Below are 14,652 nucleotides of genomic sequence, written 5' to 3'. Positions count from 1 at the left end.
TGGCGTCCCGGCACATCATGACCCGGCGCGATGAGTGCGTTCCTCGCCTTCATCCGGTGCCCCTCAGGCTGTGCGCTCGGCTGTCGCGGCGAGCCCGGCGGCCTCGATCGTGCATGGACTCCCCCTGGGCGAGACGCCTCGCCAGGTCTTCGTAATCACTGGTCACGTCGTCCCACCGGAAGGCTGCGGCAGCGCGCTCGCGGGCGTGCAGACCGAGTGCGGCGACCCTGACGGGATCGCTCTCGAGGGTGCTGAAGTGTCGGGTGGCCTCGGCGGCATCCGCGAAGAACAGGCCGTGCTCGTCGAGGGTTTCGTGGTTGAAGCCGACGTCGTAGGCGAGCACGGCAGTGCCCGCACCCATGGCGCGCAGGAGCGAGGGGTTCGTCCCGCCGACCGAGTGCCCGTGCACGTACGACGTCGCGTGGAAGTACAGCGCGTCGAGCAGGTCCTGGTCGTACACGCCGCCCAGGAATCGGATGCGGGGGTCGTCGCCGGCCGCGGCGCGGATGCGCTGCGTGTACTCGGCGGCGTACGGCGCCGAGCCGACCACGACGAGGGGAGTGGTCGCGGAGCTGGCCCGATAGCCGGCCACGATCTCGAGCACATGGTTCTCGGGCTCGAACCGCGCGACGACCAGGTGGTACCCGCCGGGGGTGAGATCGAGGGCGCGGATGCCGTCGGTCGGTGCATCGTCCAGGATGGGCGCTCCGTAGCGGATCAGCTCCGTCGGGACCCCGAACTCGCGGTCGTAGTACTCGCCGATGCCGGGGGCGTCCGCGATGAGGGCGTCGGCCGTCCGCACGCCGAACTCCTCGGCCCAGCGGTAGTAGGCCTTGCCGCGCCGGCCCCACTTCGAGCGCTTCCATTCGAGACCGTCCATGTGGAGGGCGGTCGGGATGCCGCGGGCACGCAGGACCGGGAGGAACGGCGAGTTCGCGGCGTTGAACACGAAGGCCGCATCCGTCCGCCGGCCGAACACGGCGTGCACGGCGGAGAGCCCGGTGTGGCTGAGTGTCTCGAGCTGCTTCACGGAGACGGCCGGAAGGTGGACGACCCTCATGCCGAGGTACTCCGAGGTCCGGGTACTCGCGCCCCGTGAGTAGACCGTGATCTCGTGGCCGCGTTCGACGAGGCGACGACCGATCTCCTCGACCGCCGTCTCGAAGCCGCCGTAGCAGGCCGGCACCCCCCGGGTGCCGATCATCGCGATGTGCAGCGTCCGCGTCTCGAGCGTCCGCGTCCGGTGCCGACCGCGGTCGGCGTCGGTGTCGACCGGGCGCGGGATTTCGATGACCATCAGTACGCTCCCTCACGTGTGACCATGACTTTGGCGGTTCGCCACATCAGGACGAGATCGGTCATGACGGTCCAGTTCTCGACATAGCGGAGGTCGAGGCGGACGCTCTCCTCCCAGGAGAGGTCGCTTCGTCCGCCGACCTGCCACGGTCCGGTGATGCCGGGCTTGATGTAGAGACGGCGGAAGACGGTGCCGTCGTAGGCGGTGACCTCGGCGGGCAGCGGCGGGCGCGGCCCGACGACGCTCATGTCGCCGCGTAGGACGTTCCAGAACTGCGGCACCTCGTCGAGCGAGAACCTCCGGAGGATCTGGCCGACGCGGGTGACCCGGGGGTCCTGCTTCAGTTTGAAGAGCGGGCCCGAGCCCTCGTTGCGGGCGAGCAGCGCGGCGAGCTCGGACTCGGCATCCACCCGCATCGTCCGGAACTTCAGCATCGCGAACTCGCGCCCGTCTCGGCCGACGCGCGCCTGGCGGAAGAAGACCGGGCCGCCGTCGTTCGTCTTGATGGCCAGAGCGATGACCGCGGCCACCGGAGCGAAGGCGAGGAGGGCGGTGGTCGACACCAGGATGTCCAGCGCCCGCTTGACGTAGAAGGAAGCCCCCTCGAAGGTCGGGATCTTCACGTGGATGAGCGGCATCCCCTCGACCGGCCGGAGCGACATCCGCGGTCCTGCGACGTCGGCGAGCCGGCTCGAGATCACGAGCTCGGCAGCGGTGCCTTCCAGTGACCAGGAGAGGCGCTTCACATACGTGGGATCGCCCGCCGGCTGGCTCGCGACGACGATCGTGTCGCTTTCGTAGATCTCCGCCGCACGGAGGACGGCGTCCTCGCCGTGCATCACCGGGTAGTCGACCCCGTCGACGCTCACGCGCTCGCCGGCGCCTTCGAGGAGCGCGACCCCGACGACGAGGTAGCCGAGCTGGCCCGCGGGCCCGAGGGTGCGGATCGCGTACTCGACGTCATCCCGCGACCCGACGACGACGGTGCGCGAGGCGAACCTGCCCTCGGCGCGCTGCGCGACGAGCCACCGCCGCCATCCCCATCGCGAGAACAGGAGCGCGAGTGTCCCGAGGGGGAGAGCGGTGAACAGCTGCGCGCGGATCCCGCCCCACTCGAAGACGACGAACATGATCGCGAGAAGCCCGAACGCGAGCCCGGTCGCGTGAGCGACGCGGGCGTACTCCACCGAGCCCGAGCCGACGACGCTCGCCGACCGGGTGTTGAAGAGCATCAGCGCGACGAGCCAGAGCGTGCCGGTCGCGAGCGCGATCGCGACCGCGCTGTACGGGACCGGGGCGACGGCGCCCGATGCCGTCACGCGGACGGTCGCGAACGCGCAGGCCACGGCGACGATCGCCGTGTCGCTGGTTCGCAGCCGCACGCGGAAGCGGCGCTCCCACTGCTGACGGCTGACCAGCGCGGCGGATGCCCGCGGCGCTTCGCCGGCCCACGTGCGCACGGTCGTCAGCGGGCTCAGCCCTGACAGCGACAGGCCGGGCGAGATGCCCTCGACCGCGCTCATCGTGCGTCCCCACACACATCGGACGGTGTCCGCATCATGCCCCCAAGCAATGTGCGATCACTGCACCCGCCCCCAAGGCGGATGCATAGTTCCCCAATGAGCTTCGCGGTCCCCCAAGAACCTCCGCACGACCCCCCGGCCGCGCGATCCACTCGATGGCAACTGTAGCGTGCGACGAACGGTCGTGCGAGCGCGCGGCGTTAACTCGATGTAAACCGACGCGTCATGTCGTCAGAGCCCCCGGCCCGCGATCCCCGGCTGCGCCGCCGGGCGCCGAGCTCAGGCGCCGAAGGCGCGGGCGAGCGTCACGACGAGCGGGCCGATGCGGCCGTCGATCCGGAACCGGGCGAAGCCCTCCGACACCGCGCGTCCCGTGCGCGAGGTCACGAACCACGGCGGCTTCGGCAGCATCGAGAAGCGTCCACGGCCGAGGGAGCGGGGGAAGGGGCGGAACGGTCCGCGGACGACGCTCCGCTCGACCTGGTCCAACAGGAGTGCGTTGTGGACGATCCCGATGCCGCTCGGCGCGTCGTCGACGGTGCCGCCCGGGAACGCGCCCCACGTCGCCGTGGGCGTGAGGAACCCGAACGCCGTCCACGCGTTGATGGCCACCGTGCCGTAGCGCAGGCGAGCCATCGCCTCGTCGAACGGGGAGCCGAGGCGGTGCTGTGTGACGGGGTCGACGAGGACGTTCGCGCCGAGGGTTCCGGTGAGTCGCTCGTTCGCGTGCGCGACGGCGGCATCGACGAACGCGGCGCCGGTGCCGGGCAGGTCGACGATCCCGAGCACGGGGGCGAAGTACTCGGTCGTCTCGATCTCACCGTCACCCACCGCGATCGCCCGCGTGCCGTCGGCGAACCACTCGGCATCGGGGTAGACCTCGCGCACGTGCCCGAGCCGCGCCGCCGCGTTCGGATACCAGACGGGCCGCTTCGGCGTCCGCGCGAAGGCGCGGCGCAGCTCGCGCTCGAAGTCCTCGCGCTGATCCCAGTCGCGGCTGAGGAGCACGACCTGACCGGCGATGCAGTTGTGCCCGCTGTTGTGCAGCCGCATCGTGGCGACGTGCTCGGCCTGGAACCGCAGGTCGGCCGCCGTCCAGCGCCCCGGCACGACGATGATCGGCGACACGCCGCCGAGCTCGGCCGTGATCGGCACGCGCAGGCGGTCGTCGCCGGAGCCGACGATGGCACGGAAGGTCGTCTCCGACCCGGTGATGTGGACGTGGTCGATCTCGGGATGCCGCGTCAGGTAGGCCCCGACGTCACCGCCTCCGCTCACGACTGCGGCGAACCCGGCCTCGACGAGCGGCGCGAACGCCCGCTCGAACACGGGCACGAGCGCATCCTGCGTCGGATTCACCTTCAGCAGTGCGACGCGCCCTTCGGCGAGCAGCTCGTACAGCACGTCGAGGAAGGGGATCGAGGTCACGTTCCCCGCGCCCAGGATCAGGCCGACCCCGCCGCTGCGGAGCGGATGCCGCGAGGCGAGGCCCGCGGCATCCCTCGCCTCGTGCGTGGTGACGCCCGGCTGCAACCAGACCTCGGTCGTGTAGCCCGAGAGGAGGATCCGGTCGGCGGCGTTCAGCGGCGAGGTGTGGACGACGGTGCGACCGCCGGGCGCGGTGCCGGTGCGGACGCCGGCGAGCGGACTGCGCCCGCGGGCGAGCGCGTCGAGCGTTCCGATGTACGCGTCGAGCGCGACGATGGCGGCGTATGGGCCGGCGAGCCACTCTTCTCCGGCGAGCGGATGCCGCGGCTCGAGCCCTTTGCTCGCGGCGGCGATGCGCGCCCAATCATCGGCGGCGCCGGCGACGGCGGAGCGGATGCGCCGGAGCAGATCACGACGCCCGGCAGCGGTGAGTGCGGTCCACTCGCTCGAACCGGCGCGCAGCCGGGTGAGGGCGGAGTCGAGATCGGTGCGGGCCTCGGGGGAGTGCTCGTGCGGCGTGGCCGGTGACGTCGTCGTCATCGTCGCTGTGCCGGTGGACTCAGATGAGCGACAGTTCGCGGAGCTTGGCCGCGACGTCGTCGTTGCTGGGCTCGACGTGATGCGTGGCGTCGGGGTACACGACGACCGGGATGTTGGTGCGTCCGGAGATCTCGCGGGCGATGTCGGCGGCGTCGGGCTCGGCCTCGAGGTCGACGTACCGGTAATCGACTCCGAGGGTGTCGAGCTGCGCCTTCGTGCGGCGGCAGTCGCGGCACCATTCGGCGCCGAACATCGTGATCTGAGTGGACGTGTCGGTCATCACTCCAGGGTACGCCCGCCCGCTGCTGCGGGCTCGGATTCCTGGGCCGCGACGGCACGTATCGGCCGGCGCGGTGCGTAGACGACGAGTGCGTGGAAGACGAAGCGCAGGACGAAGGCGGCGACGAGCGTGAGAGCCGCGGCCAGCACGGCGGGGATGTGGGTGGCCTCGACGATGATCGACAGGACCGGGATGCGGATGATCGCTTCGAGGCCGTTGAAGGAGAACGACTTGAGGAACCGGGTGAGCATCCGCCCCGACTCGGACCTCATGTCGGCGAAGACGAGGTACTCGAGCAGCAGGAAGTTCGTGATGATCGTGATGACGCTCGCGACGATGGCCGCCGGCACGTAGTCCATCCCCAGTCGGATCAGACCCCACATGATGACGAGGTTCGCGATGGCGCCGAACCCGCCGACGAGGGCGAACGCCGACATCCGACCGAAGCGCAGCATGGCGAGCTGGGTCAGGAAGCGGACGCCCTGCGTGAAGGTCGCCTTCGAGGTGCCGGCGTGGCGGGAGGCGAAGTCGAAGGGGACCTCGTCGACCCGCAGCTGACGTCGCGCGAGGACTTCGAGCAGGATCTTGAAGCCTCGAGGGCGGAGCGCGCCGACGTCGACGGCGTGGGTGTCGAGCAGGAAGAACCCGGTCATCGGGTCGGAGCAGTTCGCGAGCTTCCGCGGGAACATCGCCTTGGTCAGCGCGGTCGAGGCGCGCGAGACGGCGGTGCGGGTCGCATCGGCGAGGCCCTTCGACGTGCCCCCGGACGCATAGCGCGAAGCGACGACGACGTCGACGTCGCCTCGGTCGGCCCGCTCGATCAGTCGGGGGATGTCTTCGGGTGGATGCTGCAGGTCGCCGTCCATGACGAGGCACCAGCGCGAGGTGGCCGCCTGGAATCCCGCGACGACCGCGCCGCCGAGGCCGGCATCGGCGTTCTCCCGGTGGATGAGGCGCACGGGGAACGGGGCGCCCTTCGCCGCGGCCGCGATGACCTGCGGGGTGTCGTCCGTCGAGTCATCGACGAAGACGACCTCGAACACGCGCCCCTCGAGGCTCTCCCCGATGCGACGCAACAGCTCGTCGATGTTCGGACCCTCGTTGAAGGTCGGGACGATGATCGACAGATCCATGGCGGGGCTCGCGATGCTCGGCGGGCACGGGGACGTCTCAGCCTAGCCGGGACCGGGCGCACCGGACTGAGGATGTCCCCGGCGAACGACAGGGATCCGCTGACGGGGTCCCGGGCCGTCTGATAGACAGATCAGATGATCTGGGGGGATGCCGCTGCGCCGCGCACGCGTCGAGGCGCGAAGGCGGCCGTGATCGCGGCCGCGGTGGTGATGCTGTCGGCGGGATGCGTGTCGACGGTCGTGGAGCCCGCGGGAGAAGCCCGACCGACGGTGGAGGCGCCGGTGGTCGCACCCGCGCCGACGTCACCGACGGCCGAGCCGGCCCCGGCGTCGCCGACGGTGATCGCGACGCAGGCGTTCTCGGGCACCGGGCCCGGCCCCGTCGCCCTCGACGTGCCGGCCGGCACCCAGTCGGTGCTCGTCCAGCTGACGTGCGACCCCGCGGAGCGATTCACGGCGGAGCTCGGCGACTCGATGATGCTCGGGCAGGCGCCGCAGTCCGGATCCTGCGATCCCGATCGCGTCCTCGCCTGGCCGTGGGAGGCCCGGTCGGCGCCGGAGCTCACGCTCGGCCTGGCCCCGGAGGCCGAGTGGGCGGCATCCGTCTCGTATTCATCGGCCCCATTCCCGCAGGACGCCGCGCTCGCCGAGGAGTGCGAGCTGTTCTCGGGCGTCTACAGCCAGGTCACGAACGCCGACGAGGGCTACGGCTTCTACGCGGCCTTCGGTGCCGATGAATGGAACCGACGGGTGGATGCCGCGGCGGATGCGGCGGACATGCTCGCCGCGTCGTCGACGACCACTCTCGCGCCGTACCTGCGGTCGATCCACACGGTTCTCGCGGAGCGCTCGCCGATTCCCGGTGGGATGACCGAGGTGCAGGAGTTCTGGGACGCACAGAATCCGATCGCCGAGATCTGCGCGGTGAACCACAGCGAGGTGTACGTCCTCGCCGAATTCGGCGGCTGAGCGCTCAGCCCACGGAGTCGCGCCATGAGTGCTGCGGCCGGTAACCGAGCACCCGCTGCGCCTTCGTGGTCGAGAACAGCGAGTCGTTGACTCCGAGGTCGCCGCGGAGCTCGACGCCGGGGAACACCTCGGCGACCAGCTCGGCGTTGGGGCGACTCATGACGGTGTCGGCCGCCGCGATGAGGAAGTGGTCGAAGCCGGGGCCGGCGACCTCGAGCGCGCGTTCGATGGCCTGCGATCCGTCGCGGGCGTCGATGTAGCTCCACAGGTTCCACTTGCGCTGCCGCGCGTCGGCGTCGAACGAGGGGAACTCCGCGTAGTCCTCGGGCCACATGACGTTCGAGAAACGGAGGGCGGTGATGGATGCCTCGGGGTACCACCGCGTCAGCTCGATCGCCATCTGCTCCTCGAGGTGCTTCACGAGCGAGTAGACCGATTCGGGACGCGCCGGGTAGTCCTCGTCGACCGGGATGTAGGGCGGCGGCACGTCGAACGGCAGTCCCTGAACCGTCTCGCTCGAGGCGTAGACGATCTTCGTGATCCCGAGGCGGAGCGCCGCCCAGAACACGTTGAACGTGGTCGTGATGTTGTTGTGGAAGGTCGCGACATCGGGCCGGATGCCAGGGGCCGGGATCGCGGCGAGGTGGACGAGGGCGTCGATGCCGTTGTGCTGATCGCCGACGCCCGTCAGCGCGTCGACGACCTGTCCGTGGTCGGTGAGGTCGATCTGCACGAAGCCGGGGCCGCGGGTGCCGTGCTGGTCGAAGCCGATCACCTCGTGGCCGGCGGCGGTGAGTTCGCGGACGACGACGGACCCGAGTTTTCCGGACGAACCGGTGACGGCGATGCGCATCCCGTCAGCATGGCACGCGCGTCGGATAGCGAGGGCCGTCACCACCCGTGGGTGTTGAGCCATTCGCGACGACGGGATGCCTCGGCATCCGTCTCGTCCTCGTCCGAGCTCACGTGCTCCTCGAGCAGGCCGTCCACGAGGGGGACGAAGCGGTGGCAGACGGGGCACAGGGCGCGGCCGTGCGGCCACCCGTCCGCGAGCGCGGCGGCGGGGGAGCTCGGCTTGCTGGACCCGGGGCAGCGGGACGGGTCGGCCGCGGCATCCGTCCACATGATCGTGCGGTGGCGGTGGAGGCCCGGGTGGTCGAGCGGGCGCGTGCAGCGGCGACCGGCGTTGCGACTGCGGCAGAAGCGGACGACGTCGCTCATCAGTTGATGATCTCGCCGCCGGACTCCTCGATCGCGGCGATGCGGCGCTTCCAGTCCGCGAGCGCCTCGGGGCTGAGGCGCGGCCAGCCCGCCTCCTCGCCGACGACGCGGAGCGGATCGGTGCTGCGATACGAGCGCGTGGGGTTGCCGGGGAACTTCTTGTCGGTCACGTTCGGGTCGTCGTCGAACGGGCCGGTCGGCTCGACGCGGTAGACCCGCGGCTCACCGTCGCCCGCCGCGAGCTCGGCGGCGAGGCCGGCGCCGTCGCGCTGCGCGGTGAAGTAGATGTGGTTCATCACGATCGACGGCCGGTAGTTCGAGCGTCGCCCCGCCGTGAGCAGATCGCCGACGTCGAGGTCGGCTTTCGTGCCGTGGAAGAAGGGACCGGTCTCGTCGGCTGCGCTCACCGCGCCAGGGTAGCGCGGCGGATCAGGCGTCGGAACGGAGCATCGGCGCGAGGCGCGTGAGCTGCGTGACGTGCCGCGGCTCGAGCTCGGCGATCGAGGCGACGCCGAGCAGCTTCATGGTGCGCTCGATCTCGCTGCGGAGGATCTCGATCGTCTTGTCGACGCCCGCCCGCCCGCCGGCCATGAGGCCGTAGAGATAGGCGCGGCCGATGAGGGTGAACTTCGCCCCGAGCGCCATCGCGGCGACGATGTCGGCGCCGTTCATGATGCCGGTGTCGACCATGATCGTCGCGTCCTTGCCGACCTCGCGCACCACGGTGGGCAGCAGGTGGAAGGGGATCGGCGCGCGGTCGAGCTGGCGCCCACCGTGGTTCGACAGGATGATGCCGTCGACGCCGTGGTCGATGAGGCGCTTCGCGTCGGCGACGTTCTGCACGCCCTTGATGACGATCTTGCCGGGCCAGATGCCGCGGATGATCTCGAGGTCCTCGTAGCTGATCGTGGGGTCCATGGCCGCGTTCAGCAGGTCGCCGACGGTGCCGCCGGTGGCTGAGAGCGACGCGAACTCGAGCTTCGGGGTGGTGAGGAAGTCGATCCACCACCACGGCCGCGGGATCGCGTTGACGATCGTGCCGAGCGTCAGCTGCGGCGGGATCGAGAACCCGTTGCGCTTGTCGCGCAGGCGTGCGCCGGCGACGGGGGTGTCAACGGTGAACTGCAGGGTGTCGAACCCGGCCTCGGCGGCGCGCTTCGCGAGGCCGTAGGAGATTTCGCGCTCGCGCATCACGTACAGCTGGAACCAGTTGCGTCCGTGCGGGTTCGCCGCCTTCACGCCCTCAATCGAGGTCGTGCCGAGGGTCGACAGGGTGAACGGGATGCCGGCGGCCCCCGCCGCACCCGCGCCGGCGACCTCGCCCTCGGTCTGCATCAGCCGGGTGAAGCCGGTCGGTGCGATGCCGAACGGCAGCGCCGACGGTCCGCCGAGGATCTCGACGGACGTGTCGACGTTCTCGGCAGGCCGGAGGACGTCGGGGTGGAACTCGACGTCTTCGAACGCCTGGCGGGCGCGGGCGAGCGAGGTCTCGCCCTCCGCAGCGCCGTCGGTGTAGTCGAACGCGGCCTTGGGGGTGCGTCGCTTCGCGATCGTGCGGAGGTCCGCGATCGTGAACGCGGCATCCAGCCGTCGCTTCGTGCCGTTCAGCTCGGGCTTCTTGAACTGCATGAGCTCGAGCAGCTCGACCGGCTTCGGGAATTGACGCTGCACCATGGCAACCATCCTCCTCTGGAGTGATCCGACGCGGGCCGGGATTAACGCAGGAACGCGGCGGCGACGCCGGAGTCGACGGGGATGTGGAGCCCGGTCGTGCGTGAGAGTTCCGGTCCGGTCAGCACGTAGACGGCGTCGGCGACGTTCTCGGGGACGACCTCGCGCTTGAGGATCGTGCGGTTCGCGTAGAACTGGCCGAGGTCCTTCTCCTCGACGCCGTACGTGGCGGCGCGGTTGGCGCCCCAGCCGGCGGCGAAGATGCCCGACCCGCGGACGACGCCGTCGGGGTTGATGCCGTTGACGCGCACGCCGTGCTCGCCGAGCTCGACGGCCAGCAGACGCACCTGGTGGGCCTGGTCGGCCTTCGTCGCCGAGTAGGCGATGTTGTTCGGGCCGGCGAAGACGGAGTTCTTCGACGAGATGTAGATCACGTCGCCGCCCATCTTCTGCTCGATGAGCGCCTTCGCGGCGGCCTTCGCGACGAGGAACGAGCCCTTCGCCATGACATCGTGCTGCAGGTCCCAGTCCTTCTCGGTGGTCTCGGGCAGCGGCTTCGACAGCGACAGGCCCGCGTTGTTGACGACGAGGTCGACACCGCCGAAGGCGAGGACGGTCGCATCGATCGCGGCCTGCACACCCGCGGCATCCGCCACGTTCGCGGCGACGCCGATGGCGACGTCGGTCCCGCCGAGCTCGGCGGCTGCGGCCTGTGCCTTCTCGAGGTCGAGGTCGGCGACGACGACGCACGCGCCTTCGGCGGCGAGTCGCGTGGCGATGGCCTTGCCGATGCCGGATGCCGCGCCCGTGACGAACGCGATGCGCCCCTGATGCGTCCTGGGCTTCGGCATCCGCTGCAGCTTCGCCTCTTCGAGCGCCCAGTACTCGATGCGGAACTTCTCGGCGTCGGAGATGGGGGCGTAGGCCGAGAGGGCCTCGGCGCCGCGCATGACGTTGATCGCGTTGACGTAGAACTCGCCGGCGACGCGAGCGGTCTGCTTGTTCGCTCCGTAGCTGAACATGCCGACGCCGGGGACGAGGACGATGAGCGGGTCGGCGCCGCGGATCGCGGGGGAGTCCGCCGTTGCGTGCGCGTCGTAATAGGCCTGGTAGTCGGCGCGATAGGCCGCGTGCAGTTCCCGAAGGCGCGCGATCGAGTCCTCGACGGACGCGGATGCCGGCAGGTCGAGGATGAGCGGCTTGACCTTCGTGCGCAGGAAGTGGTCAGGGCAGCTCGTGCCGAGTTCCGCGAGCGCGGGAGCCTTCTCGGAGGCGAGGAAGTCGAGGACGACGTCGCTGTCGGTGTAGTGGCCGACCATCGGCTTGTCCGTCGACGCGAGCCCGCGGATCGTCGGGGCGAGCGCCGCGGCCTTCGCGTGACGCTCTTCCTCCGACAGCGCCTCGAAGCCGGAGCGGATGCCGCCGAAGGGCTGCGGCGCACCGTGGGCGTCGATGTGGGCCTGGGCGGTCTCGATGATCCAGAGGCTGTTGCGCTCCGCCTCTTCTGACGTGTCACCCCAGGCGGTGATGCCGTGTCCGCCGAGGATGCAGCCGATCGCGTCGGGGTTCTCGGACTTGATGGCGGCGATGTCGAGGCCGAGCTGGAAGCCGGGGCGGCGCCACGGGACCCAGGCGACCTTCTCGCCGAAGATCTCGGCGGTGAGCTTCTCGCCGTCGGCGGAGGTGGCGATGGCGATGCCGGCATCGGGATGCAGGTGGTCGACGTGGGCGGCATCCACCAGTCCGTGCATGGCGGTGTCGATCGAGGGGGCCGCCCCGCCCTTGCCGTGCAGGCAGTAGTCGAAGGCGGCGACCATCTCGTCCTCGCGCTCGACGCCGGGGTAGACGTCGACGAGGGCGCGCATGCGGTCGAGGCGGAGGACGGCGAGCCCTTCGGGCTTCAGGGTGCCGAGGTCGCCGCCGGAGCCCTTGACCCACAGGAGCTCGACGGGCTCGCCGGTGACGGGGTCCGTGTCGGTGCCCTTGGCGGACGTGTTTCCGCCCGCGTAGTTGGTGACCCTGGGGTCGGATCCGAGGCGATTGCTGCGCGCGATGAGTTCGGCGGCGGCCGTGGGCGTGGGGGACATCGACTCTCCTGCGAGGCTCAGACGTGAAAGATCTTGTGAAACCTTTCACAATCTAACAGGCTCAGCGGATGTCGACCAGCCCCCGGAAGGCGGAGAGCCGCTCGTCGGCGGGGTCGAGCTCGGTCACGAGCAGGTCGACGTCGGTCCAGGCAAGGGCCCGAGCGACGGCGAGCCGCTCGAGCTTCGACGAGTCCGCGAGCACGACGGTCTCGTCGGCGTGGGTCGAGAGGACGCGCTTGACCTCGGCTTCTTCGAGGGTCGTCTCGCTCGTACCGAACGCCGGGTCGAGGGCGGCGGCGCTCGTGAAGAAGCGGTCGTAGTGGAAGCGGCTCGCGCTCTCGCACGCCTGCGCGCCGACGAAGCTGCCGGTGCGGGGTTCGAGGCGGCCGCCGAGGAGGATCGCGTCGACGCCGGGTCGCCCCTGGGCTGCGCGGAGGTTGTCGTACGAGTTCGTGACGACGAGGAGCTCGCCGCTGTCGTCGAGGGTCGAGATGAGTGCGCCGACGGTGGAGGAGGCATCCATCGCCGCGGCACCGCCGTGGGGGAGCAGGTCGTGCGCTTTGCGGGCGATCTCGGCCTTCGCGCCGCCGCGCGCGGCGATCCGGGCGGTGAAGTCCTGCGGGACGATGGCGGCGACCGCGCCGCCGCGGACCCGCCGCGCGAGCCCTTCGCGGACGAGGTCGTCGAGGTCGCGCCGGACGGTCATCGCCGAGACGCCGAGCGCCTCGGCGGCCGGCTCGAGTCGGACGCTGCCGGACTCGGCGAGCATCTCGAGGAGGAGCGACCGCCGTTCGGCGCTGAGCAACTGCGGCATGCGATCAGGGTAACCGGGTGCCGCGGCGACCTTAGGCTCGAATGGTGAGCGAGCGTCCGGGGGTCATGTGCCCCACCTGCGGGGATCCGCTGCGGTTCGAGATCCTCGACGACGAGCGGTTCACGGTCGCGTGGTCGTGCCTCAACTGCGGGCTCGTGCGCGTGACAGAGCCGCGCTGAGATCAGGGGCGGCGCTCGGCGATGATCGCCGCGACGGGTCGCGCTCCGCGCTCGGCGCGGCGGTGGACGGCAACGACGTCGAACCCTGCACTCTCGAGAATGTGCTGCAGGTCGTCTGCGTTCCATCGGAACGCGAGAAGGACGGCGTGGTCGAACGCCTCCGTCTCGTCCGCGTCGAAACAGCCGAGCAGCAGCGATCCACCCGGACGCAGCACGCGCGCGAATTCGATAAGCGGAACCGCGATCGTCGACGGCTCGTGGTGGATCGTCGAGAACCAGGCGAGGATGCCGCCGAGCGCGGCATCCGCCTCGTCGATCGATTCGATGCTCTCGACGTCGAACCGGATGCCCGGGTGGGCCGCGCGGGCGTGGTCGATGAACTCCGGCACGAGATCGATCCCGCGGATGTCGGAGCCCCGCTCCGCGAGGTGCTGCGTCCAGTGCCCCGGCCCGCAGCCCGCGTCGATGAGGCGGCCGGATGCCGCGGCTCCCCACGTCTCGATGAGGTGGCGATCCGCGTGGTGCATCGCGCTCACCGATCCCAGCGCGTCCACGTACTCCGTCGCCCGGCGGGAGTACGCGGCGGTCGTGCGAGTCATCCTGCGAGGCTATCGAGGCCGCCCACGTGAGACGATCCCGGGGTGAAGATCACCCAGGTCCGCAACGCCACCATGCTGCTCGAGGTCGGGGGCATCCGCATCCTCGTCGATCCCATGCTGGGTGCGCGGGGCTCGCAGCCCGGCTTCGCCAGTGAGCGCCGCAATCCGCTGGTCGACCTCGTCGTCCCGCTTGCGGACCTTCTCGAGCCCGACATCGTGGTGGTGACGCACACGCATTCCGATCATTGGGATGCCGCGGCCGCCGCGCTCCTGCCGCGTGAGGTTCCCGTTCTCGTTCAGCACGCCGAGGACGCCGCGGTGATCGGTGATGCCGGCTTCACTCAGGTGATCGTCCTCGACGAGCAGACGACGCTGGGCGGCGTGACCTTCACGCGCACGGGCGGGCAGCACGGCTCCGACGCGACGCTCGCCGCGGCCCCGCGACTCGGCGAGGTCATGGGGGTGGTCATCGCGCATTCCGCGGAACCGACCCTCTACGTCGCCGGCGACACCGTCTACCACCCGGCCGTCGAGGCGGCGCTCGCCGCCCACCGGCCGGACGTCGTCGTCCTGAACACGGGCGAAGCCGTGCTCCCGGGCCTGGACCCGATCCTCATGGGTGCCGAGGACGTCGTGCGGGTGCACGGCCTCGCCCCGGACGCCCGCATCGTCGCCGTCCACATGGAGGCGCTCGACCACTGCACCGTGACCCGCGCCGATGTGCGCGCGACGGCAGAGGCGCAGGGAATCACCGCGGCCGTCCACGTTCCGGAGGACGGCGACACGCTGACTGTCTGATCAGCGGGGCCGCCCGAACGTCGGGATACGGTCGAGGACGACGGGCTGTTCCAGCCCCGTCCCGGCGACACCAGACCGTCCCGCCGGACGACGCTCCGGCTTCTGCCGCTGCC

Annotated in this window: 15 protein-coding genes; 3 read left to right on the top strand and 12 right to left on the bottom strand. The window is 70.6% G+C overall.

What is annotated here, in order from left to right; genetic code table 11:
* Window positions 1-49: 49 nt before the first annotated feature.
* The 5 genes from BLR68_RS14455 to BLR68_RS14435 all read right to left on the bottom strand — a co-directional run bounded on the left by BLR68_RS14455 (window position 50) and on the right by BLR68_RS14435 (window position 6,201).
* Complete coding sequence (locus BLR68_RS14455; protein WP_018185783.1) at window positions 50-1,297, bottom strand: DUF1972 domain-containing protein; 1,248 nt, start codon at window positions 1,295-1,297, stop codon at window positions 50-52.
* Window positions 1,297-2,820 carry a sugar transferase gene (locus tag BLR68_RS14450; RefSeq protein WP_018185782.1) on the bottom strand — a complete coding sequence of 508 codons (1,524 nt, stop codon included), beginning with the start codon at window positions 2,818-2,820 and terminating at the stop codon, window positions 1,297-1,299. The genes BLR68_RS14455 and BLR68_RS14450 overlap by 1 nt, the downstream gene beginning before the upstream one ends.
* Before the next feature lie 279 nt (window positions 2,821-3,099).
* Window positions 3,100-4,788 carry an aldehyde dehydrogenase family protein gene (locus BLR68_RS14445; protein ID WP_018185781.1) on the bottom strand — a complete coding sequence of 563 codons (1,689 nt, stop codon included), beginning with the start codon at window positions 4,786-4,788 and terminating at the stop codon, window positions 3,100-3,102.
* 19 nt (window positions 4,789-4,807) lie between these two features.
* On the bottom strand, window positions 4,808-5,068 hold the full coding sequence (locus tag BLR68_RS14440; RefSeq protein WP_018185780.1) for a glutaredoxin family protein: 261 nt from the start codon (window positions 5,066-5,068) through the stop codon (window positions 4,808-4,810).
* Window positions 5,068-6,201, bottom strand: coding sequence for a glycosyltransferase (locus tag BLR68_RS14435; protein WP_018185779.1), 1,134 nt, complete (start codon window positions 6,199-6,201; stop codon window positions 5,068-5,070). Before BLR68_RS14435 ends, BLR68_RS14440 begins: the two co-directional genes overlap by 1 nt.
* Window positions 6,202-6,336: 135 nt before the next feature.
* On the opposite strand from BLR68_RS14435, the gene BLR68_RS14425 reads away from it, so the two are divergent.
* A complete protein-coding gene (locus tag BLR68_RS14425; protein WP_256335405.1) occupies window positions 6,337-7,170 on the top strand; it encodes a hypothetical protein in 834 nt (277 codons plus the stop codon).
* 4 nt (window positions 7,171-7,174) lie between these two features.
* Here the strand turns inward: BLR68_RS14425 and BLR68_RS14420 are convergent, their stop codons facing one another.
* The 6 genes from BLR68_RS14420 to BLR68_RS14395 all read right to left on the bottom strand — a co-directional run bounded on the left by BLR68_RS14420 (window position 7,175) and on the right by BLR68_RS14395 (window position 12,963).
* A complete protein-coding gene (locus BLR68_RS14420) occupies window positions 7,175-8,023 on the bottom strand; it encodes an NAD-dependent epimerase/dehydratase family protein (protein ID WP_018185776.1) in 849 nt (282 codons plus the stop codon).
* A gap of 38 nt (window positions 8,024-8,061) precedes the next feature.
* Window positions 8,062-8,391, bottom strand: coding sequence for a hypothetical protein (locus BLR68_RS14415; RefSeq protein ID WP_018185775.1), 330 nt, complete (start codon window positions 8,389-8,391; stop codon window positions 8,062-8,064).
* Window positions 8,391-8,798 (bottom strand): NAD(+)--rifampin ADP-ribosyltransferase, encoded by a 408-nt coding sequence (gene arr / locus BLR68_RS14410; RefSeq protein ID WP_018185774.1) that lies wholly within the window; start codon window positions 8,796-8,798, stop codon window positions 8,391-8,393. Before arr ends, BLR68_RS14415 begins: the two co-directional genes overlap by 1 nt.
* A gap of 22 nt (window positions 8,799-8,820) precedes the next feature.
* Window positions 8,821-10,065 carry an alpha-hydroxy acid oxidase gene (locus BLR68_RS14405; protein ID WP_018185773.1) on the bottom strand — a complete coding sequence of 415 codons (1,245 nt, stop codon included), beginning with the start codon at window positions 10,063-10,065 and terminating at the stop codon, window positions 8,821-8,823.
* 41 nt (window positions 10,066-10,106) lie between these two features.
* Complete coding sequence (locus BLR68_RS14400; RefSeq protein WP_091362309.1) at window positions 10,107-12,149, bottom strand: bifunctional aldolase/short-chain dehydrogenase; 2,043 nt, start codon at window positions 12,147-12,149, stop codon at window positions 10,107-10,109.
* A 61-nt stretch (window positions 12,150-12,210) separates the two neighbouring features.
* Entirely contained in the window at window positions 12,211-12,963 is a 753-nt protein-coding gene (locus BLR68_RS14395; RefSeq protein WP_018185771.1) for a DeoR/GlpR family DNA-binding transcription regulator, read from the bottom strand.
* A gap of 44 nt (window positions 12,964-13,007) precedes the next feature.
* Here BLR68_RS14395 and BLR68_RS18225 point away from each other — a divergent pair, with 44 nt between their 5' ends.
* On the top strand, window positions 13,008-13,142 hold the full coding sequence (locus tag BLR68_RS18225; protein ID WP_256335408.1) for a hypothetical protein: 135 nt from the start codon (window positions 13,008-13,010) through the stop codon (window positions 13,140-13,142).
* Between the two features lie 2 nt (window positions 13,143-13,144).
* On the opposite strand, the gene BLR68_RS14390 is transcribed toward BLR68_RS18225, so the two are convergent.
* Window positions 13,145-13,741, bottom strand: coding sequence for a class I SAM-dependent methyltransferase (locus tag BLR68_RS14390; RefSeq protein ID WP_018185769.1), 597 nt, complete (start codon window positions 13,739-13,741; stop codon window positions 13,145-13,147).
* Window positions 13,742-13,783: 42 nt separating this feature from the next.
* On the opposite strand from BLR68_RS14390, the gene BLR68_RS14385 reads away from it, so the two are divergent.
* On the top strand, window positions 13,784-14,539 hold the full coding sequence (locus tag BLR68_RS14385; RefSeq protein ID WP_018185768.1) for an MBL fold metallo-hydrolase: 756 nt from the start codon (window positions 13,784-13,786) through the stop codon (window positions 14,537-14,539).
* Window positions 14,540-14,652 lie beyond the last annotated feature (113 nt).

The organism is Microbacterium sp. 77mftsu3.1 (assembly GCF_900100525.1).
GTDB lineage: Bacteria > Actinomycetota > Actinomycetes > Actinomycetales > Microbacteriaceae > Microbacterium > Microbacterium aquilitoris.
The sequence above is the reverse complement of the archived record's forward strand: the minus strand, read 5'-3'. Positions and strand labels throughout refer to the sequence as shown.

Bases quoted from the DNA above. Each gene is read 5' to 3' on its own strand.
- BLR68_RS14455 (WP_018185783.1), bottom strand. From the start codon at position 1,297: ATGGTCATCGAAATCCCGCGCCCGGTCGACACCGACGCCGACCGCGGT.
- BLR68_RS14450 (WP_018185782.1), bottom strand. From the start codon at position 2,820: ATGAGCGCGGTCGAGGGCATCTCGCCCGGCCTGTCGCTGTCAGGGCTG.
- BLR68_RS14445 (WP_018185781.1), bottom strand. From the start codon at position 4,788: ATGACGACGACGTCACCGGCCACGCCGCACGAGCACTCCCCCGAGGCC.
- BLR68_RS14440 (WP_018185780.1), bottom strand. From the start codon at position 5,068: ATGACCGACACGTCCACTCAGATCACGATGTTCGGCGCCGAATGGTGC.
- BLR68_RS14435 (WP_018185779.1), bottom strand. From the start codon at position 6,201: ATGGATCTGTCGATCATCGTCCCGACCTTCAACGAGGGTCCGAACATC.
- BLR68_RS14425 (WP_256335405.1), top strand. From the start codon at position 6,337: ATGATCTGGGGGGATGCCGCTGCGCCGCGCACGCGTCGAGGCGCGAAG.
- BLR68_RS14420 (WP_018185776.1), bottom strand. From the start codon at position 8,023: ATGCGCATCGCCGTCACCGGTTCGTCCGGAAAACTCGGGTCCGTCGTC.
- BLR68_RS14415 (WP_018185775.1), bottom strand. From the start codon at position 8,391: ATGAGCGACGTCGTCCGCTTCTGCCGCAGTCGCAACGCCGGTCGCCGC.
- BLR68_RS14405 (WP_018185773.1), bottom strand. From the start codon at position 10,065: ATGGTGCAGCGTCAATTCCCGAAGCCGGTCGAGCTGCTCGAGCTCATG.
- BLR68_RS14400 (WP_091362309.1), bottom strand. From the start codon at position 12,149: ATGTCCCCCACGCCCACGGCCGCCGCCGAACTCATCGCGCGCAGCAAT.
- BLR68_RS14395 (WP_018185771.1), bottom strand. From the start codon at position 12,963: ATGCCGCAGTTGCTCAGCGCCGAACGGCGGTCGCTCCTCCTCGAGATG.
- BLR68_RS14390 (WP_018185769.1), bottom strand. From the start codon at position 13,741: ATGACTCGCACGACCGCCGCGTACTCCCGCCGGGCGACGGAGTACGTG.